The organism is Nonomuraea zeae (assembly GCF_005889725.1).
GTDB classification, from domain to species: Bacteria; Actinomycetota; Actinomycetes; order Streptosporangiales; family Streptosporangiaceae; genus Nonomuraea; species Nonomuraea zeae.
The window spans coordinates 1-18,289 of record NZ_VCKX01000061.1 but is presented as its reverse complement, the minus strand read 5'-3'; the positions used below and the strand labels follow the sequence as shown (position 1 = coordinate 18,289).

The 18,289-nt window shown below is 72.9% G+C and carries 18 protein-coding genes and 1 pseudogene; 10 read left to right on the top strand and 9 right to left on the bottom strand.

Annotated elements, in window-relative coordinates:
- The first annotated feature begins 48 nt into the window (after positions 1–48).
- The 4 genes from aztB to aztD are packed head-to-tail and all read left to right on the top strand — an operon-like array spanning position 49 to position 4,349.
- The gene (gene aztB, locus ETD85_RS20880) at positions 49–897 is read left to right on the top strand and encodes a zinc ABC transporter permease AztB (RefSeq protein ID WP_138691429.1); all 849 of its coding nucleotides are present in this window, start codon (positions 49–51) and stop codon (positions 895–897) included.
- Positions 894–2,138, top strand: a complete 1,245-nt coding sequence (locus ETD85_RS20875; protein WP_138691428.1) for a hypothetical protein — start codon at positions 894–896, stop codon at positions 2,136–2,138. The genes aztB and ETD85_RS20875 overlap by 4 nt, the downstream gene beginning before the upstream one ends.
- The gene (gene aztC / locus ETD85_RS20870; protein ID WP_138691427.1) at positions 2,135–3,151 is read left to right on the top strand and encodes a zinc ABC transporter substrate-binding protein AztC; all 1,017 of its coding nucleotides are present in this window, start codon (positions 2,135–2,137) and stop codon (positions 3,149–3,151) included. The genes ETD85_RS20875 and aztC overlap by 4 nt, the downstream gene beginning before the upstream one ends.
- A gap of 25 nt (positions 3,152–3,176) precedes the next feature.
- A complete protein-coding gene (gene aztD / locus ETD85_RS20865; RefSeq protein ID WP_138691426.1) occupies positions 3,177–4,349 on the top strand; it encodes a zinc metallochaperone AztD in 1,173 nt (390 codons plus the stop codon).
- 59 nt (positions 4,350–4,408) lie between these two features.
- Here the strand turns inward: aztD and ETD85_RS20860 are convergent, their stop codons facing one another.
- A complete protein-coding gene (locus tag ETD85_RS20860; protein ID WP_138691425.1) occupies positions 4,409–4,981 on the bottom strand; it encodes a dienelactone hydrolase family protein in 573 nt (190 codons plus the stop codon).
- An 89-nt stretch (positions 4,982–5,070) separates the two neighbouring features.
- Positions 5,071–5,916 (bottom strand): helix-turn-helix transcriptional regulator, encoded by an 846-nt coding sequence (locus ETD85_RS20855; RefSeq protein ID WP_138691424.1) that lies wholly within the window; start codon positions 5,914–5,916, stop codon positions 5,071–5,073.
- Positions 5,917–6,104: 188 nt separating this feature from the next.
- On the opposite strand from ETD85_RS20855, the gene ETD85_RS20850 reads away from it, so the two are divergent.
- A complete protein-coding gene (locus tag ETD85_RS20850; protein WP_138691423.1) occupies positions 6,105–6,878 on the top strand; it encodes an SDR family oxidoreductase in 774 nt (257 codons plus the stop codon).
- A gap of 225 nt (positions 6,879–7,103) precedes the next feature.
- On the opposite strand, the pseudogene ETD85_RS67515 reads toward ETD85_RS20850, so the two are convergent.
- The 3 genes and pseudogenes from ETD85_RS67515 to ETD85_RS20830 form a co-directional block, all read right to left on the bottom strand.
- A pseudogene (locus tag ETD85_RS67515) lies at positions 7,104–7,718 on the bottom strand (alpha/beta fold hydrolase); the annotation flags it as partial.
- Between the two features lie 171 nt (positions 7,719–7,889).
- Positions 7,890–9,287 (bottom strand): hypothetical protein, encoded by a 1,398-nt coding sequence (locus tag ETD85_RS64705; RefSeq protein WP_206058427.1) that lies wholly within the window; start codon positions 9,285–9,287, stop codon positions 7,890–7,892.
- Entirely contained in the window at positions 9,280–9,870 is a 591-nt protein-coding gene (locus ETD85_RS20830; RefSeq protein WP_138691421.1) for an RNA polymerase sigma factor, read from the bottom strand. Before ETD85_RS20830 ends, ETD85_RS64705 begins: the two co-directional genes overlap by 8 nt.
- Positions 9,871–10,105: 235 nt before the next feature.
- Here ETD85_RS20830 and ETD85_RS20825 point away from each other — a divergent pair, with 235 nt between their 5' ends.
- From ETD85_RS20825 to ETD85_RS20815, 3 genes are read left to right on the top strand one after another with little or no spacing between them, the layout of a single operon-like run.
- Positions 10,106–10,504 carry a VOC family protein gene (locus ETD85_RS20825; RefSeq protein ID WP_138691420.1) on the top strand — a complete coding sequence of 133 codons (399 nt, stop codon included), beginning with the start codon at positions 10,106–10,108 and terminating at the stop codon, positions 10,502–10,504.
- A gap of 39 nt (positions 10,505–10,543) precedes the next feature.
- On the top strand, positions 10,544–10,873 hold the full coding sequence (locus ETD85_RS20820) for a YciI family protein (RefSeq protein WP_240779273.1): 330 nt from the start codon (positions 10,544–10,546) through the stop codon (positions 10,871–10,873).
- Positions 10,870–12,195 (top strand): RNA polymerase sigma factor, encoded by a 1,326-nt coding sequence (locus ETD85_RS20815; protein WP_138691419.1) that lies wholly within the window; start codon positions 10,870–10,872, stop codon positions 12,193–12,195. The genes ETD85_RS20820 and ETD85_RS20815 overlap by 4 nt, the downstream gene beginning before the upstream one ends.
- An 85-nt stretch (positions 12,196–12,280) precedes the next feature.
- Here ETD85_RS20815 and ETD85_RS20810 read toward each other — a convergent pair whose 3' ends face one another.
- The 4 genes from ETD85_RS20810 to ETD85_RS20795 are packed head-to-tail and all read right to left on the bottom strand — an operon-like array spanning position 12,281 to position 15,991.
- Entirely contained in the window at positions 12,281–14,506 is a 2,226-nt protein-coding gene (locus tag ETD85_RS20810; protein ID WP_138691418.1) for a heavy metal translocating P-type ATPase, read from the bottom strand.
- Positions 14,507–14,527: 21 nt separating this feature from the next.
- On the bottom strand, positions 14,528–15,478 hold the full coding sequence (locus tag ETD85_RS20805) for a hypothetical protein (RefSeq protein ID WP_138691417.1): 951 nt from the start codon (positions 15,476–15,478) through the stop codon (positions 14,528–14,530).
- A complete protein-coding gene (locus tag ETD85_RS20800; protein ID WP_138691416.1) occupies positions 15,475–15,687 on the bottom strand; it encodes a heavy-metal-associated domain-containing protein in 213 nt (70 codons plus the stop codon). The genes ETD85_RS20805 and ETD85_RS20800 overlap by 4 nt, the downstream gene beginning before the upstream one ends.
- 22 nt (positions 15,688–15,709) lie before the next feature.
- The gene (locus tag ETD85_RS20795; protein ID WP_138691465.1) at positions 15,710–15,991 is read right to left on the bottom strand and encodes a metal-sensitive transcriptional regulator; all 282 of its coding nucleotides are present in this window, start codon (positions 15,989–15,991) and stop codon (positions 15,710–15,712) included.
- Positions 15,992–16,200: 209 nt separating this feature from the next.
- Between ETD85_RS20795 and ETD85_RS20790 the strand changes: the two genes are divergently transcribed.
- Together ETD85_RS20790 and ETD85_RS20785 are read left to right on the top strand one after the other, a co-directional pair.
- Positions 16,201–17,109 (top strand): glycoside hydrolase family 16 protein, encoded by a 909-nt coding sequence (locus tag ETD85_RS20790; protein ID WP_138691415.1) that lies wholly within the window; start codon positions 16,201–16,203, stop codon positions 17,107–17,109.
- 191 nt (positions 17,110–17,300) lie between these two features.
- Positions 17,301–18,155: a calcium-binding protein gene (locus ETD85_RS20785; RefSeq protein ID WP_138691414.1), complete on the top strand. Its 855-nt coding sequence runs from the start codon at positions 17,301–17,303 to the stop codon at positions 18,153–18,155.
- Positions 18,156–18,289 lie beyond the last annotated feature (134 nt).

Below are 18,289 nucleotides of genomic sequence, written 5' to 3'. Positions count from 1 at the left end.
AGACCTCCCTTGAAAGTGACAACGGTTTTCATTGTAGAGTGCTGCGTCATGGATTGGTTGCTTGATCCCTTTCAGGTGTCCTTCGTCAGGCAGGCTTTGTGGGCGGGAGTCCTGGTGTCCCTGCTCTGCGCGCTCGCCGGGACGTGGGTGGTGCTGCGCGGGATGGCCTTCCTGGGCGACGCGATGTCGCACGGGATGCTGCTCGGAGTGGCGCTCGCCTCCCTCGCCGGAGTGAACGTCCTGATCGGCGGCCTGCTGAGCGCGGGCGGCATGGCGCTGGGCGTGAGCGTGCTGAGCCGGTCGCCCCGGCTGTCACAGGACACCAGCATCGGCCTGCTGTTCGCCGGGATGCTGTCCCTGGGCGTGATCGTCGTCTCGCACTCCCGGTCCTTCGCCGTCGACCTGACCGCGTTCCTCTTCGGAGACGTCCTGGCGGTCCGGCGGCAGGACCTGGCCGGGCTCGCGATCGCGCTCGCGGTCACCGCCGCGACGGCGGCACTCGGTCACCGCGCGTTCGTCGCCCTCGCCTTCGACGCCCGCAAGGCGCACACGCTGGGCCTGCGGCCCCGGCTGGCGCACACCCTGCTGCTCGGCCTGATCACTCTGGCCATCGTCGCCTCGTTCCACATCGTGGGCACGCTGCTGGTGTTCGGCCTGCTGATCGGGCCGCCGGCCGCCGCCGCGCTGTGGGCTCGGCGGATCCCGATGATCATGCTCGGGGCCGCGTTACTGGGGATCGTCTCGACCGTGGCCGGGCTGGTCGTGTCGTGGCACGCGAGCACCGCGGCGGGCGCCACGATCGCGGCCGTCGCCGTGGCCCTGTTCTTCCTGTCCGCCCTGGCCGGCCTGCTCAGGCGACGGCTCCCCACCAGCGCGGGAAAGGACGCGAAGCCGTGAACGCGAGAACGTCCAGGTCACCGGCCGCGGCACTCTGCGCTGCGATCCTGCTCGCCGGGTGCGCCCAGGAGAGCCGGAGCGAGCCCGCGAGCGCGCGGGCGCAGGTCCCGCACGGGTACGTGGAAGGCGCCGAGGAGCTGCCCGAGCCGCAGTCCCGCCTCGTCCTCGCCGGCCGGCAGGCGGGCCAGGCGCAGGTGCTCGACCTGCTCACCGGGAAGGTCTCCGCGCTCCCCGGCGTCGAAGGCGTCCAGGACGTCACCGGCGACGGGCGCTTCGCCTACCTCACCACGAGCTCGGGCGCGCTGCGGGTCGTCGACGGCGGCGGCTGGAGCGTGGATCACGGAGACCACTCCCACTACTACCGGGCGGCGGTGCGCGACCTCGGGACGGTCGCGGGGCGGCCTCCGTACGTCGTCTCCGGCGACGCGGCCGTCACCGCCGTGCGGTCGGGCGACGGCACGGTCAGGCTGCTCGACCGGGCCCGGCTGGAGCAGGGCGAGATCGCCGAGACGGGGGCACTCAAGGCCGCCGCGGTCGTGCCCTACCGCGAGCACCTGCTGGTTGCCGACGCCGGCGTCGTACGAGCCCGCCCGCGGACCGGCGGGCCCGGCACCTCCACCGGGCCGAGCACCGCCGCCGGGCCGAGCACCGCCATCGGGCCGAGTGCCGCCGCCGGGGTGGGCGCCGCCGTAGGGACTTGCGACGACCCGGCCGGAACCGCGGTGACGCGGCGCGGCGTGGTCATCGGCTGCGCCGACGGAGCCCTGCTGGTCTCCGAGGAGGACGGCACGTTCAAGGGGGTGAAGATCCGCTATCCGCGCGGCGCGCCGGAGCGGGCGAAGGAGTTCCGGCACCGCCCGGGCAGCACCACGCTCGCGGCGAAGGCCGGCCGGTCGGGCATCTGGCTGCTCGACGTCACCGCGAGATCGTGGCGGCTGCTGGAGACCGGCCCCGTGGTGGCGGTGAACGCCGCCGGCCCGGAGTCGCCGGTCCTGTCCCTGACCGGGGACGGCGTGCTGCACGCCCACAGCCCCGTGACCGGCGAGGAGAGCGCCCGGACCAAGCTGCTCGCCGTGCCGCTGACCGGCTCGCCGTCCATCGAGGTGGACACCAGGCGCGCGTACGTCAACGATCCGGCGAGCCGGGTCGTCCACGAGATCGACTACGGGGACGGCCTGCGCCGTGCCCGCACGTTCGACGCCGGCCCGGCCGCCGCGCACATGACGGAGACCGGCCGATGACCGCACCGCGCCACACCGCCCGCGCCACCCTCACCCCACGCCGCGCCACCCGCGCCGCCCACGTGATCACCCGCATCCCGCGCCGCGCCACCCGCGCGGCCCGCGCCGCGTGTGCCGCCGTCGCGGTCGTTCTCGTGCTGGCCGGCTGCGCCGAGACCGGCGAGCGCGCCCCCAGGGTGGTGGTCACCACGAACATCCTCGGCGACGTGACCCGGGCCGTCGTCGGCGGCGCGGCCGAGGTGACCGTGCTGATGAGACCGGACTCCGACCCGCATTCCTTCGGCGTCTCCGCGCAGGAGGCCGCCCTGATCGAGGACGCGGACCTGATCGTCTACAACGGCCTCGGCCTGGAGGAGGGCGTGCTGCGCAACGTCGAGGCCGCCGAGGACGCCGGCGTGCCCGCCCTGGCCGTGGGCGAGGGCGTCGATCCGCTCCGCTTCACCGCCGACGAGTCCTCGGGGAAGCCGGATCCGCACTTCTGGACCGACCCGCAGCGGATGGCCAGAGCCGTGGACCTGGTCGCGGCGCAGGTCATCGCCCACGTGGACGGCGTCGACGCGGCCGCCGTCCGGGCCGGCGCCGCCGCCTACCGCGCGCGGGTCGAAGAGCTGGACGGCTGGGTCCGGCGGCAGGTCGCAGCGATTCCGGCGGCCGGCCGGCTGCTGGTCACCAACCACCACGTCTTCGGCTACTTCGCGCAGCGGTACGGCTTCGAGGTCGTCGGCGCCGTCATCCCCAGCGGCACGACCCTGGCCTCGCCGAGCGCGTCGGATCTGAAGTCGCTGCGGGACACGATCCGGCGCACGAAGGTGAAGGCGATCTTCGCGGACTCCTCGCAGCCCGACCGCCTGGCCCGGGTGCTCGCCTCCGAGGCCGGCGTGGACGTCGAGGTGGTCACCCTGTTCTCGGAGTCCCTGAGCCGGCGATCGCCGGGCGCCGCCACGTACCTCGACATGATCCGCACCAACACCACCGCCATCGTGGACGGCCTCAACGGCCGCCCGTCCCCTTAGAAACCCCTCGAAAGGCGTACGAAACATGACAGTCCGGCCACGGACCACCCCGGCGATGCTGCTCGCGGCGAGCCTCCTGCTCGCCGCCTGCGGATCCCAGCAGCCCGCCACCCCGAATCCGGCGGCGGCACCCGCCGCCGCCCGCGAACCGGTGACGGACCCCGTCGTCCTGACCTACGACGGCGGCCTGTACGTCGTCGACGGGCAGAGCCTGGAGCTCGCCGGGGACATCCCCCTCCCCGGGTACAACCGGGTCAACCCCGCCGGCGACGAGCGGCACGTCCTGGTCTCCACCGCCACCGGATTCCGCGTGCTCGACGCCGCCTCCGCGACCCTGAAGAACGACGAGTTCAAGGGCGCCAAGCCCGGTCACGTCGTCAGGCACGCCGGCGCGACCGTCCTGTTCGCGGACGGCACCGGCGAGGTGACGATCTTCAAGCCGCAGGAGCTGGCCGCCGGCCTGCCGAAGGGCGAGGTCTACACCGCCGCCGCGCCGCACCACGGCGTCGCGATCCAGCTGGCGAACGGCGAGCTCGTCGTCACCCTCGGCACCGAGGAGAAACGCACCGGCATCATCGTCCTCGGCCGGGACCGCAAGGAGATCACCCGCAGCGAGGACTGCCCCGGGGTGCACGGCGAGGCCACCGCGCGGGGCGAGGCCGTCGTGATCGGCTGCGAGGACGGCGTCCTGCTCTACAAGGACGGCGAGATCACCAAGATCGCCAGCCCGGACGCGTACGGGCGGATCGGCAACCAGTCCGGCTCCGACGTCTCCCCCGTCGTGCTCGGGGACTACAAGAAGGACCCCGACGCCGAGCTGGAGCGCCCCACCCAGGTCTCGCTCATCGACACGGCGGGCGGGAAGATGCGGCTGGCGGAGCTCGGCACCAGCTACACCTTCCGCTCCCTGGCCCGCGGCCCGCAGGGCGAGGCGCTCGTCCTCGGCACCGACGGCGCCGTACACGTGATCGACCCGGCGACGGCGAAGACCGTCAAAACCGTCAAGGTGCTCGACCAGTGGACCGAGCCGCTGGACTGGCAGCAGCCCCGGCCGAACATCTTCGCCCGCGGTCGGACGGTCTACGTGAGCGACCCGGCCGGGAAGCGGCTGCACGCGATCGACCTCGCCTCCGGGACGGTCCGCAAGACCGCGACGCTGCCGCGCAGCCCGAACGAGCTCACCGGCACCAGCGGGTGAGCCGGCCGATGTGACGCACCCGCTCCCGGCGGCCCGGCCGCCGGACGATCGGCGCCCGCCTACCGCGACCGGAGAAACGCCAGCGTACGCTCCAGCAGCAGCCCGGCGGCCTCGGCGTCGTAGGACGGCAGCGAATTGTCGGCGAAGTTGTGCCGGTCTCCGGGATACAGGTGCAGCTCGGCGTCGGGAGCCTCCTCGACCAGCCCGCGGGCCGCCTCGGCGTCCCCTTCGTCGTTGTAGATGGGGTCGGCGTCCATGGCGTGGATCCGTACCGGAACCTCGGCGGGCCACGCCCCGAAGTAGGAGACGGGGACGCACGAGTCGACGAGCACGGCGCCGCGGGCGCCGGGCCGCGTCTGGGCGAGCCGCTGCGCGTTCAGCACGCCCAGGGAGAGCCCGATGAAGACGACTTCGGCCGGCAGGTCGGCGACCGCGCGGGCACCGCGCGCCAGGAGCTCGTCGACGCCGAGCTTGTCGAAATGCGCCAGGCCCGCCTCCAGCGTGTCGAAGGTCTGGCCGTCGTAGAGATCGGGCGTGTGCACGAGGTGCCCGTCACCGCGAAGCGCCTCGGCGAAGGCGGCGACCCCTGAGGTGAGGCCCTGGGCGTGATGAAAGAGGACGACGTCGGCCACTTTGATCTCCTGCACGTGTCTCGTCCGAACATATGAGCCATAAGTGTAGGCGCCCGGCAGGCCGCCGGTCGCTTCCCGGCATCCGCTGATCACGTGGCCGCGCCGACGTCCCCTGTCCAGCCGGCGAGGAGCTGCAGGGCCCGGGCGGTCGGCGAGCCGGGCTCGACGTTGTAGACGCACAGGGTCTGGTCGGTGTCGCCGGGAGGCTGGAGGGACTCGTAGGAGAAGTGCAGCTCGCCGACGAGGGGGTGGTGGTAGAGCTTGGTGCCGTGCGTGCGGCGCAGCACGCGGTGGTCGTTCCACCACGAGCTGAACTCGGGCGAGCGCAGCGTCAGCTCGCCGACGAGGTCGGCGAGGCGGCGGTCGTGCGGGTAGCGGCCGGCTTCGAGGCGCAGGATGGCGACGGTCTCCGCGGCGATGCGCTCCCAGTCGCCGGTACGGCTGCGCGCCGCCGGGTCCAGCAGGTAGTAGCGGGCGAGGTTGCGGTGCGGCACGGGAAGGGCGTCGAAGTCGGTCAGTACCTCGCGGGCGAGGCGGTTGGCGGCCAGGACGTCCGTACGGCGGCCGAGGATGAAGGCCGGCACGCTGTCGAGTGTCTGCAACATCAGATGGAGCCCCGGCCGGACCCGCTGCGGGCTGATCGGGGCCCGCCGGGCGGGGCGGACCAGCAGGTCGATGAGGTGCTCGCGCTCGGCCGGGTCGAGGTCGAGCGCCCGCGCGAGTGCCTCGGTGACCTCGGATGACGGGTTGCCGGCGCGGCCCTGTTCGAGGCGGGTGTAGTACTCGGTGCTGACGCCGGCCAGCCTGGCGACCTCGTCGCGGCGCAGGCCGGGCACGCGGCGGGCCCGGCCGTCGGCGGGCAGCCCCGTGCGGTCGGGGGTGATCCGGGCACGGCGTGAGCGCAGGAAGTCGGCGAGCTCGCGGCTACGGTCCATCCGCCCAGTGTGCCGACTCCCGGCGGGTCCCTCACACGGCGGGGGTGGCCCTGCCAGTACCTGCCTCGCGCGGACCTGCCTGGTCAGGGCCCGGCCGGGCGGCCCGCGCCGGCCGGCCGGCTGGTGTGCTGGTTACAGGGCACGGCGACCGCCGGTGCTCTCCCACTCACCTCGGAAGGTGTGCACTCATGACCACGCGAACCTCTGCCCTCCCGCTCGCCGGCCGCGTCGCCGTCGTCACCGGCGCCTCCAGCGGAATCGGCGCCGCCTCGGCCGAACATCTGGCCGAGCTGGGCGCACGGGTCGTCGTCCTGGCCCGGCGTGCGGAGCGGCTGGACGATCTGGTCGCCAGGATCGGCAAGAACGGCGGCCAGGCCCTGGCGCTGGCCGCCGACGTGACCGACGTGGCGGCGGTGCGGGCGGCCGCCGATCGGGTGGCTGCCGAGCTGGGCGGTGCCGACCTGCTCTTCAACAACGCGGGCGTGATGCTGCCCGCCCCGATCGAGGAGCTGGCCGCCGGCCAGTGGCAGCACCAGATCGACCTCAACGTCACCGGCCTGATGAACGTCATCGGCGCGTTCGTCCCCCAGCTGATCGAGGCCGGCCGGCGCGGGGTGGCCGACCTGATCAACACCTCGTCGATCGCGGCGCAGAACATCTTCCCGAACTTCGCCGTGTACTCCGCGACCAAGGCGTACGTCACCCACCTGTCCCGGCATCTGCGCGCCGAGCTGGGCCAGCAGAACGTCCGGGTGTCGGCGATCGAGCCGGGCATCGTCGGGACCGAGCTGCAGAGCCACGTCACGGACGAGGGCGCGCTGGCCTGGCTGGAGGGCTCCAAGCAGGAGATGGAGTGGCTCACGCCGGAGGACGTGGCGCGGACCGTCGGGTTCGTCGCGAGCCTGCCGCCGCGGGTGAACCTCCAGCAGGTCACCATCATGCCCACCGGGCAGGCCGCCTGACCGCCGGCGGCGGGCCGATGCGCTCGGGCCGATGCGTTCGGGCCGATGCGTTCGGGCCGATGCGTTCGGGCCGCGGGTGAGCTCACCGCCGGCGGTCTGGGCGCGGCCCGCCGGCCGGATGCTCGGTCTCGCGGATGAACGCGATGATGTGCTCGGCGATCTCGGCGGGGCCGCGTGGTGCAGGCCGTGCCCGACGCCTGCCACCGTGCGGACCTCTCCCCCGTGCGCGCGTACGAGTGACGCGTCGTCGTCGCCGGCCAGCGCCTCGGCGGCGGGATCGCCGCGCAGGAGCAGCACCGGCCCCGGCACCGCGCTGAGCCAGGCACCCGCGTGCCCGAGGTCGCCGTAGACGCTCTCGGGATGATCCAGGAGCGCGTCGAGGAAGCCGGGGTCGTGGCGGTGCAGCGAGTACGCCAGGTTCACCAGGTACGGGTGGGCGGGGCCCAGCAGGTCGGCGAAGGTCCGGCCGCCCGCGTCCTCCCGGCCGAGCAGCTCCAGCAGCTCGGGCTCGGGCCGGCCGCACCACCCCCGCCAGCGCCGCAGCCGCCCGGCCGACTGCTCCAGCAGCCGGTACATGCGCTCCGGTGCCAGCGGGGCGTCGCCGATGATCAGGCCGGCGAACGCCTCGGGCCGTAGCCCGGCGGCGGCCAGCGCGACCTGCCCGCCGTACGAATGCCCGTACCACCACGCGGGACGGTCGAGCCCGGCGGCCCATCCGGCGAGCGCCCGGCCGGCGCCCGCCAGGTCGTAGCGGCCCGGCGGGGAGTCGCCGTGGCCCGGCAGGTCCACGGCCCACCAGCGGACGTGCGGCGACAGGGCGGCCAGCAGCTCGCCGCCCATCCGCCATGATCCGGAGCCGCCGTGCAGGAACACCAGCGGCGTCTCCCCCGTCCCGCCTGTGCGAACTGCCGGCATCCCCGTCCTCCCGACCCTCCAGCCTAAGGTCCTCCCGGCCCTCCGCCGAGCACGTGGCGGCCCGCCAGCCTGAGCGCGTGGCGGCCCGCCGCCCGGTCAATCCCGCCGGGCCGGCAGGTCGGGTCGCTCGTCCGTCCAGCCGACGGCCTGGTAGGCGGTGGAGTAGCTGAGCTCGGCCCGCCGGCCGTCCGCGAGCTCCTCCGAGGTGGTCGTCATCTGCGCGAGGGGAAGCCCGGCATCAGGATCCACCACGAACCGGACGTCGACCACCTCGCCCTGGCCGGAGTCCACCTGGTAGCCGAGCGCCTGCCCGCGACGGCCCAGCGGGTCGGTCACCTCGCCCTCCGCGCGCATGCCGGGCAGCGAGGCGAGGATGCGGAACGCCGAAGCGCGGACCTCGGGCGACACGGCCAGCCCGCCGAGTATCTCCATGCAGGAGGCCCGCAGGCGCGACTCCATCTCCCGGCTCAGATCGACCCTCGGGTACTTCTTCGCCCGATTCGTGATGCGTTCCTCCAGGTAGGCCCGCAGCTCGTCCGGCTCGCCGGGGATCTCGCGCAGCTCCTTCCAGGTCATCAGCTGCTTGGTGAGGCTCCCGCCCGAGCCCTTCCAGCCGCCGCGCAGCCGCCCGGCCCTCGGCTCCTCCGCCGCGGCCTCGACCGTCTCGCTCGTATTGCCCATGGGATAGCTCCAGCTGCCCGGCGCGCCCGCCGCCTGCCAGGCCGCCCGATCCTCGGGGGTCGCCGGCTCGGTGCCGAGGTACCGCGTGATCCGCCAGCTCTGGTAGTCCGGTCGCTGTGCCAGCCACATCTCCTCGGACCTGCTCGTCCGGAGCACGTAGCTGCCGGTGGGGTCGACCCGCATCGACTGGCTGACCGTGGTGGTGCGCCAGTAGTCGCCGCTCGCGCGCGCCCTGGCCATGGCCGTGGCGGCGGCGAGCAGGATCTGGCTGGCGGTCGGTCGGGGCTCCGGGACCTTCGAGGCCGTGGCCGACGGCGGCGGGGTGCCGAGCGGCGTCGCGGTGATCTCGGCGCCCGGCAGCGCCACGGCGGTGCCCACGACGATCGCGGCCACCGCCGCGGCCAGGCCCATCCCGCCCCCGGCCAGCCGCCGCCACCTCTTCCGCGTGCCGCCGCCCGTCCCAGTGGACCTGCCGAGCGCGGCGGGCGCGGTGGATCCGCCGGGCGCGATAATTCCGGCGGGCGCGGTGGATCCGGCGGGCGCGATAATTCCGGCGGGCGCGGTGGATCCGGCGGGCGCGGTCTTTTCGGGTGGGGAGGCAGTCGCCCCAGCCATCTCGGCCAGCAACCGGGCACGTCCGTTGATCACCGTGTCGAGCGACGGCTCCGGCAGGCCGAGCAGGTCGCGCACCGCGCGCAGCTCTCCGTGCTCGGCCAGATGCCCGGCCAGGTGCCCGGTCGGATGCCCGGTCGGATGCCCCGTCGGATGCCCCGTCGGGTGCCCGGCATCCTGGTGATCGTCGTGCTCAGCCATCGGTCCTCCCATCGGTGATGTCGTACAGTGCCGTTCGCAGCTTTCTGCGCACCCGGTTGAGGCGGGAGCCGACCGTGCCATACGGGATGCCGAGGGCCTGCGCGACCTCCTCATAGCTGAGGTTGGCCAGGGCGACCAGGAGCAGCACGTCGCGATCGCCGTCGGGCAGCCTCTCCAGCTCCGCCACGAGCCGCCGCTGGGCGCCGGCCGCGGCCATCCGCTCCGTCACCCGGTCCTCGTGCCCGTCCTCGGTCTGGACCTCGGCCAGCGCCCTGGCCAGGGCTTCGAGCTTGCGCATCTCGCTCCTGCGGTGCTGCGCCACCAGGTTGGTCGCGATCCCGTACAACCACTGGCGTACGGCGCCACGGGCCGGGTCGAACGTCTCCCGCTTGCGAAAGGCCACGAGGAACGTCTCAGCAGCGAGATCGTCAGCCGTCTGCGGCCCGGCACGCCCGGCAACATAGCGGTATATGTCGCCGAAATAGCGGTCGTAAAGCACGGCGAAGGCTTGGGGACGATGCAGCGACTCTTCGATGAACGTCGCATCGTCCAACCTCGCCGGCGTGTCAGGGGGAGCGGTCATCCGCAACGATTCCCTTCTTCCGGTACACCGTTACTCCGCCGCAAACCCCGCAGCCTTCACCGATCGAGGCAGCCAGGATTTCGCTCCCCGCGAACGACCCCTCTCATGACGCGATCGTCGCAGAACGTCCCTCAGGAAGTTGCTCGCCGGTGTCGTATCGGCGTGACCGCCGATCGTCTTGCTGGTGAAGGCCGTCCGCGAATACGGCCCCCAGGACCTCGACCGGGAGCGAGTCATGAATCCGACGCTGAACACCATCGACCTCGTGGTCTCCGACATGGACGCCGCCATCGCCTTCTACGCCCGCCTCGGGCTGGCGTTCAAGCTCGACCCGGGCACGCCCGAGCACGCCGGCTGCGACCTGCCGGGCGGGCTGCACGTGATGCTGGACACGGAGGCGTTCCGCACGCCGTTCCTGCCGGGCTGGAGCGCGCCGGCCGGCGGGCCGCGCACCCTGCTGTGCTTCGAGTTCGAGGGGCCCGCCGACGTCGACGCCAAGTACGCCGAGCTCGTCGAGGCCGGCCATCGCGGGATCGCCGAGCCGTTCGACGCCTTCTGGGGCATGCGGTGCGCGATCGTGGCCGACCCGGACGGCAACGGTGTCGACCTGTACGCAGTGCTCCCGGCAAGCTGACACCACACCACACCGTAAGGAGATCGGGCGTTGAAGTACGTGCTGATGTTCGTCGAGACCGAGGCCTTCGCCAAGAAGCTGGAGGCGATGGACGAGCCCGAGCGGGCGACCGCCTATGAGGCCGTGGGCCGCTGGTTCGCCGAGCACGCCGACAAGATCACCCATCACACGCACCTGCAACCGGTGCACACCGCGACCACGATGCGGCTGGGCGACGGCGAACCGGTCATCACCGACGGGCCGTTCGTGGAGGGCAAGGAGGTGGTCAGCGGGTTCGCCGAGGTCGAGGTGGCCGATCTGGACGAGGCGCTGAAGCTGGCCCGGACGTGGCCGGCGTGCCCGCTCGTGGAGATCCGCCCCGTCGCATGACCGCCCCGCCGACTGAGCCCGCGGGCGAGCGACCGCGCCCGGACACGCCCGAGGACGAGCGACCGCGCCCGGACACGCCCGAGGACGAGCGACCGAGCCCGGAGCCGCCGACCCGTCAGGTGCGCGAGCGGTCGAGCGCCGACGCGCTGGCGCGGGTGGTTCGCGAGCACGCGAGCCGCCTGGCGGCCTCGCTGGTGTCGCTGCTGGGCGACTTCTCCGCCGCCGAGGACCTGGTGCAGGACGCGGTCGAGACGGCGCTGCGCCGCTGGCCGGTCGAGGGCGTGCCGGACCGGCCGGACGCCTGGCTGTTCACCGTGGCCCGGCGGCGCGGCCTGGACGTGCTGCGGCGGGAGTCCAACCATCGCACCAAGCTCGCCCAGCTCACCTGGCCCGCGCCCGCCGAGCGCGACGACCGGCTGCGGCTGGTCTTCACCTGCTGCCACCCGGCGTTGTCGCGTCCGGCCCAGATCGCGCTCACCCTGCGGGTGGTGTGCGGGCTGAGCACGGCGCAGATCGCCGCCGCGTTCGTGGTGCCCGAGGCCACGGTGGCGCAGCGGATCACGCGGGCGAAGCGGAAGATCGGCGAGGCGAGGATCCCGTACCGCGTCCCGGGCGCGGAGGAGCTGCCCGGGCGGCTGGGCGAGGTGCTGGCGGTGATCTATCTGCTCTTCAACGAGGGCTACCTGTCCAGCACGGCCGAACGCGCGCACGCGCGGGACCTGGCCGGCGACGCGGAATGGCTGGCCACGCTGCTGGCCGGCCTGATGCCGAAGGAGCCGGAGGTGGCCGGGCTGCTGGCGTTGATCCGGCTGCACCGGGCCCGCGAGCCGGCCCGTTTCGATGGCGGAGGCCGCCTCGTGCTGCTGGCCGATCAGGATCGGGGTCTGTGGGACCGGCAGGCGATCGAGGAGGCGACCGCGCTACTGGTGCGGGCGGCCAGGACGCATCGCCGGCCGGGGCCGTACCAGTTGCAGGCGGCGATCGTGGCCTGCCACGCCGAGGCCGCCAGTTTCGAGCTGACCGACTGGGCGCAGATCCTGCTCCTGTACGACATGCTGCTGCACCTGGCCCCCTCCCCCATCACCCGGCTGCACCGCGCCATCGCCCTGCGCTACGCCAAGGGGGCCGAGGCGGCGCTGGCGCAGCTGGCCGGCCTGGACCAGGCGCTGGAGCGCTACCCCCTCTTCCACGCCACCCGGGCGGAGCTGCTCCGGGACGCGGGACGCCGCGCGGAGGCCCGGCAGGCCGACGAGCGGGCACTGGAGCTGACCGCCAATCCGGCCCAGCAGGCGCTCCTGCACGAGCGGCTCAGCTGGAGCTGACGACGGCCGAAGCCGCGCGCCCAGCCCGGCCACCTTCATGCGAACGGCTCCGGACCGTGTGGTCCGGAGCCGTTCATGGCATGTCCTACTTGAAGCGGCGCAGCCGCAGGCTGTTGCTCACCACGAACACGCTGGAGAAGGCCATCGCCGCCCCCGCGATCATCGGGTTGAGCAGGCCGAGCGCCGCGAGCGGCAGGGCGGCCACGTTGTAGGCGAACGCCCAGAACAGGTTGCCCTTGATCGTGCCGAGCGTCCGGCGCGACAGCCTGATCGCGTCGGCGGCCACCCGCAGGTCGCCCCTGACCAGGGTCAGGTCACTGGCCTCGATGGCGGCGTCGGTGCCCGTGCCCATGGCCAGCCCGAGGTCGGCCTGGGCCAGGGCGGCCGCGTCGTTGACCCCGTCGCCGACCATGGCCACGATCCGGCCCTCGTCCTGCAGCTCCTTGACCACGTCCACCTTGCCGGCGGGCAGGACCTCGGCGATCACCTCGTCGATGCCCACCTCCGCCGCGACGGTCCTGGCCACGGCCTCGTTGTCGCCGGTCAGCAGCACCGGCGTGAGCCCGAGCGCGCGGAGCCTGGCGATGGCCTCCTTGCTGGTCGGCTTGACCACGTCGGCCACCACGAGCACCGCGCGGGCCTGGCCGTCCCAGCCCACCGCGACGGCGGTCCGGCCGGCGGCCTGAGCGGCCTGCAGCGAAGCCTCCAGGTCCGGGGTGAGGTGCTGCGACCACTCCGCCAGCAGCTTGGGCCGCCCGACCAGCACCGCGTGCCCCTCCACGATGCCCTGCACGCCGAGCCCCTCGACGTTCGCGAAGTCCTCGGCCGCGGGCAGCTCGCCGGCCCGTGCCGCCGCCCCCTTGGCGATGGCCTGGGCGATCGGGTGCTCGGAGGCGTGCTCCAGCGCACCCGCCAGGCGCAGCACCTCGGTCTCGTCCTCGCCGTCGGCGACGTGGACGTCGACGAGGGTCATGCGGCCCTCGGTGACCGTGCCGGTCTTGTCCAGCACCACGGTGTCGATCTTGCGGGTGTTCTCCAGCACCTCCGGCCCCTTGATCAGGATGCCGAGCTGCGCGCCCCGGCCGGTGCCGACCAGCAGGGCCGTCGGCGTGGCCAGGCCGAGCGCGCACGGGCAGGCGATGATCAGGACCGCGACCGCCGCGGTGAACGCCGCCCCCACCCCGTCGCCGGTGCCCAGCCAGAAGCCGAGCGTCCCGATGGCCAGGGCGATCACGACGGGCACGAAGACGCCGGAGATCCGGTCGGCCAGCCGCTGCGCCTGGGCCTTACCGGTCTGGGCCGCCTCCACCAGCTTGGCCATCTGGGCCAGCTGGGTGTCGGCGCCCACCCGGGTCGCCCGGACCACGAGCCTGCCGCCCGCGTTCACGGTGGCGCCGGTGACGGCGTCGCCGGGCCGCACCTCGACGGGAACGGACTCACCGGTCAGCATGGAGGCGTCGACCGCCGACGTCCCCTCTTCGACGACGCCGTCCGTGGCGATCTTCTCGCCCGGCCGGATCACGAACCGGTCTCCGGCCTTGAGCTGCTCGACCGGGACCCGCCGGCCGTCGGCCAGCTCCACGTCCTTGGCGCCCAGCTCCAGGAGTGCCCGCAGCGCGGCGCCGGCCCGGCGCTTGGAGCGGGCCTCGAAGTAGCGCCCGGCCAGGATGAACGCGGTGACTCCCGCCGCGGCCTCAAGGTAGATGTTGCCCGAGCCGTCGGTGCGTTCGATGGTGAACGCGAAGGGGTGGGTCATGCCCGGCGTGCCAGCGGTGCCGAAGAACAGGGCCCACAGCGACCAGCCGAGCGCGGCGAGCGTGCCGATGGAGATCAGCGTGTCCATGGTGGCCGCGCCGTGCCGGAGATTGGTCCAGGCGGCCTTGTGGAAGGGCCAGCCCGCGTACACCACCACCGGAGCGGCCAGCACCAGCGACAGCCACTGCCAGTTCGTGAACTGCAACGGCGGGATCATCGCCATCGCGATCACCGGCACGGCCAGGATCACGGACGTGAGGAGCCGGTCGCGCAGCGGGCGCAGCTCGTCCGCCGGCTCCTGCCCGGCCGCCTCCGCCTCCGGAGGCGCGGGCAGCGCGGCCGTGTAGCCGGCCTTCTCCACCTCGGCGATCAGCTGCTGCGGCTCGACGCCCTCGGCGAAGGTGACCTTCGCCTTCTCGGTGGCGTAGTTGACCGTGGCGGTCACACCGTCCAGCTTGTTGAGCTTGCGCTCGATCCGGTTGGCGCACGAGGCGCAGGTCATGCCGCCGATCGAGAGTTCGACCGCGTTCTGCCGGTCATCGGTGAGCGAGGTCATCACCGTTCTCCTTCCTCTCGTTCAGTGACTGTGGTCGCCGTGCCCGCTGGGCGTGGGCGCGGGGATGTCCGGCTTGGGCCCGGCGCCGAGGGTGAAGCCCGCCGTGCGGACCTTGCCCTCGTGCTGGAAGTCCAGGAACAGACGGTAGTCGCCCCGGCTGGGCACTTCGGCGTAGAAGACGATTTCGGGGCCCGCGGCGGTCTTGCCGTCGCCGGGCGTGCCGTCGGGGTGGACGTGCAGATAGGCCAGGTCGTTGGCGCGCAGGGCCACCAGGTGGCCGTAGGCGCCGAGGTAGGGCTGCAGGTCGGTGACCGGCTTGCCGTCCTTGGCCACCTTGAGGGTGAGCCGGCTCGACTGCCCGGGGGTCAGGTCGCCACCGAGGGTGACGGTGTATCCGTCCACCTTGGCCGTGCGGCCCGTGTCGGGCAGGGCCTTGGGCGCGTAGTCGCCGGCCGCGTACAGGTCGGTGCCCAGCGTCAGGGCCTCGGCGCCGGTCGGCGCGAAGTCGGCGAAGGCGCGGTACGTGCCCGCGGCCGGCAGCGTGAGCCTGACAGACCAGACGCCGCCGCCCGCCTCGGCGGGGTGCAGGTGCTGGAAGCTGCCCAGGTCGCGGGAGACCACGATGAAGTGCAGCTTCTTGTCGTGCTGGACCTGGTAGTCGGTGACCGGCTTGCCGTCGGGGCCCGCCACGGTGAACCGGAAGTCCGTCGGCTCGCCCTTTTCCAGCTTTTCGGTGAGCGGGATGAGGGTGTAGCCGTTCTCGGAAACCTGGAGCCCCCCGGGGGTATCGTCCTGCGCCGGCTCGGCGGCGTGCGCGTCGTGCCCCGCGCTCGCGGCGGGCTCCGCCATGGCGCTGTGGTCCTCGGCCGGGGGCGCCCCGACCGGTCCGGCCACCTTGCCCGCGCCCAGCGCGCCGCCGAAGACGACGACCAGGCCCAGGGCGTACGCGCCGAGTCGCGCTGCGGTGTTCACGGCTGACCTGCCACTTCGTATCCGGCTTCCTCCACGGCGGCCACGATCTTCGCCACGTCGACCGGGCCGTCACTACCCACGGTCAGCAGGCCGGTGGCCAGGTCGACCTCGACGCTGGTCACGCCGGGCACGTCGCCGACCTCCTCTTTGACAGAACTGACGCAGTGGCCGCAGGTCATGCCCTGGACGGTGTAGGTGGCGGTGCTCATATCGATCTCTCCTTCAATCCGGTCAGGAACGTACAAGTCTGGCGATGGCGTCGGAGGCTTCCTTGATCTTCGCGTCCGCCTCGGGGCCGCCCTTCAGCGTGGCCTCGGCGACGCAGTGGGCCAGGTGCTCCTCCAGCATCGAGAGGGCGAACGACTGCAGCGCGCTCGTCGCGGCCGACACCTGGGTCAGGACGTCGATGCAGTATTTGTCGTCCTCGACCATCCGCTGCAGGCCGCGCACCTGCCCTTCGATGCGGCGCAGCCGCATCGCGTGGTCGTGCTTGCTGCCGCTGTAACCGGCCATGTCCTGCCCTCCCGTCGTGTCCGTCATCCCTAAGAACACTATACCCCCCTATGGTATTCCGGACGCAAGCCGTCTCTTCCTGGCCGTACGTTCAGCGCGCCGCCGCCGGTCCGCCCGTCACGGAGTGTGATCGCGCAAACGATGGACATCTCCCGCCGCACTCACCATGATCATTTATGTCAAGGAAGGTGTTCGAAGAAAGGCGAAGAGTGTCCGAGCAAGCGATCAACCGGCGTCAGCTGCTGGCCTCCGCGGCGGCCGTCGGCGGCCTGTCCTTAGGGCTTTCCCTCGTCCCCGGCGAAGCAGGGGCCGCGACCCGCGACCGCCGCGGCGCGGCCTCGTGGGAGAACATCATCGAGAAGTCCTCCTTCAGCAGCTCTTCGGCCTTCGGCAAGGAGTGGAATCACCTCTATCCCTGGGACGGCGACCCCGACACCCACAACGGCGCCGCCAGGATGCACGCCAGCCAGGTCTCCCTCTCCGGGGGCGTGCTGACCCTGACGGCGACCCGGCTGGCCGCGCCCGACGGCCTCAGCCCGCACTCGCCGAACGCGCCGCTGTGGTACCGCTCGGGCGCCATCCACGCCAAGGAGCAGATCCTGGTCAACGACCAGTTTCCCGAGTACGACATCGAGGGCGAGTTCCGCACGCAGACGGGGCAGGGCATCTGGCCGGCCTTCTGGATCACCGGCACCTGGCCGGCCTGGCCGCCGGAGAGCGACATCCTCGAATACGTGGGAGATTCCACCAACCTCTTCAACACCTGGAACCAGACCTCCAGCGGCGACGAGGGCGAGGAGCAGTCCGACGACGTGTTCGTCACCCGCGAGCGGGTCAGCGGCCACAACCCCGACTCCTGGTTCAAGTACCGGGTCTGGATGACCAAGGAGGGCGACGACGTCCTGCTCGACTACTACTTCAACGGCGAATACGTGACGACCCACCGCGGAGTCGGCTGGGCCGGCGTCCCCCAGCGGCTCATCCTCAACCTGCAGATGGGCTCCTGGGCCTCCGGCATCGAGCCCGGCGGGCCCGGCTGGGACGACCAGCCAGGCCCCGCCGGTGACACCTATTTCAAGGCCCGCAACGTCTGGGTCGGTCGCACGCGCGCCTGGTGACGCACCGTCCGGGCTCGCGACGTCCAGGCTCGCGACGTCCGGGCTCGCGACGTCCGCCCGGATCCCGCCACGGATGAGCGCCTGACGGAGCGTGGTGGAACCCGATGGAACGCCTACCGGGTGGGTGCCGATGGAGCACCCACCCGCACGGCGAAAGGGGACACGCATGTCAGTGCCATCAGGAGCGGCACATGTTCAGGGGTGATCGAAGGCGGGGCGCGCTGCGCGTGCTCGGGGGCGCGGCGGTGCTGGCCGCGCTGCCGGCCGTCCTGTCCGTGCAGACCGCGATGGCGGCCCCCTGCTACGGCGACTGCCAGCCCGGTGTGGTGCGTTCGGCGGGGGTGCTCAAGTACGACGCCCCCGTCGGCGTGGCCGACCAGATCACCGTCAGCGCGGGCGGCGGGTTCCTCACGGTCACCGATCCCGCCGCCACGCTCACCGTGGGCGCCGGGTGCACGCTGGTGACCCCGCACGAGGCACGCTGCTCGTCCGCGAACGTCGGGTCCATGGTCATCCGCGGGCTGGACGGCGACGACGTGATCACGAACTCCACCGGCCTGGCCGCCCGCCTGATGGGCGGCAACGGGGCCGACCGGCTGGCCGGCGGCTCCGGCGGCGACACGCTGATCGGCGGGTTCGGCGGCGATCTGCTGCAGGGCGGCGGCGGCCCGGACACCGCCGTCTATTCGGAGGTCTCGAACAGGCTCGGCGTACGGGCCGACCTCGACGGCGTGACCGGCGACGACGGCAGCTCGGAGGACGGGCCCGCGGGAGCCAGGGACACCGTCGCCGCGGACGTGGAGAACCTGGAGGGGACCCGCGCCAACGACGTTCTCATCGGCAACGCGGGGGCGAACGTCATCGACGGTTCCGGCGGCCACGACCAGGTTCAGGGGCTGGGCGGCGACGACCGGCTCACCGGCGAGGGCGGCGGCAGCCTCGACGGCGGCGCCGGCACCGACCACTGCACGTCCGACCTCAGGCTCGTGCCGGGGCAGGCCGACGCCTTCGCGGGCTGCGAGACCACGGCGGTCCTGACCCCCTAGGCGCCCGTCGCGCCATCCGGACGATCGGGCGGCCGGTGGCCCCGCGAGAGCGCGGCCACCGGCCCGTGGCGGCCGCTGGTGAAAGTTTCACGGCCGAGCCGCACGCGGACGACGCCGTACGCCCCGCCCCCCCC

Excerpts from the sequence above, each read along its gene's own strand:
- aztB (WP_138691429.1), top strand. The coding sequence starts at position 49 with ATGGATTGGTTGCTTGATCCCTTTCAGGTGTCCTTCGTCAGGCAGGCT.
- aztC (WP_138691427.1), top strand. The coding sequence starts at position 2,135 with ATGACCGCACCGCGCCACACCGCCCGCGCCACCCTCACCCCACGCCGC.
- aztD (WP_138691426.1), top strand. The coding sequence starts at position 3,177 with ATGACAGTCCGGCCACGGACCACCCCGGCGATGCTGCTCGCGGCGAGC.
- ETD85_RS20855 (WP_138691424.1), bottom strand. The coding sequence starts at position 5,916 with ATGGACCGTAGCCGCGAGCTCGCCGACTTCCTGCGCTCACGCCGTGCC.
- ETD85_RS20850 (WP_138691423.1), top strand. The coding sequence starts at position 6,105 with ATGACCACGCGAACCTCTGCCCTCCCGCTCGCCGGCCGCGTCGCCGTC.
- ETD85_RS64705 (WP_206058427.1), bottom strand. The coding sequence starts at position 9,287 with ATGGCTGAGCACGACGATCACCAGGATGCCGGGCACCCGACGGGGCAT.
- ETD85_RS20830 (WP_138691421.1), bottom strand. The coding sequence starts at position 9,870 with ATGACCGCTCCCCCTGACACGCCGGCGAGGTTGGACGATGCGACGTTC.
- ETD85_RS20825 (WP_138691420.1), top strand. The coding sequence starts at position 10,106 with ATGAATCCGACGCTGAACACCATCGACCTCGTGGTCTCCGACATGGAC.
- ETD85_RS20815 (WP_138691419.1), top strand. The coding sequence starts at position 10,870 with ATGACCGCCCCGCCGACTGAGCCCGCGGGCGAGCGACCGCGCCCGGAC.
- ETD85_RS20810 (WP_138691418.1), bottom strand. The coding sequence starts at position 14,506 with ATGACCTCGCTCACCGATGACCGGCAGAACGCGGTCGAACTCTCGATC.
- ETD85_RS20800 (WP_138691416.1), bottom strand. The coding sequence starts at position 15,687 with ATGAGCACCGCCACCTACACCGTCCAGGGCATGACCTGCGGCCACTGC.
- ETD85_RS20795 (WP_138691465.1), bottom strand. The coding sequence starts at position 15,991 with ATGGCCGGTTACAGCGGCAGCAAGCACGACCACGCGATGCGGCTGCGC.
- ETD85_RS20785 (WP_138691414.1), top strand. The coding sequence starts at position 17,301 with ATGTTCAGGGGTGATCGAAGGCGGGGCGCGCTGCGCGTGCTCGGGGGC.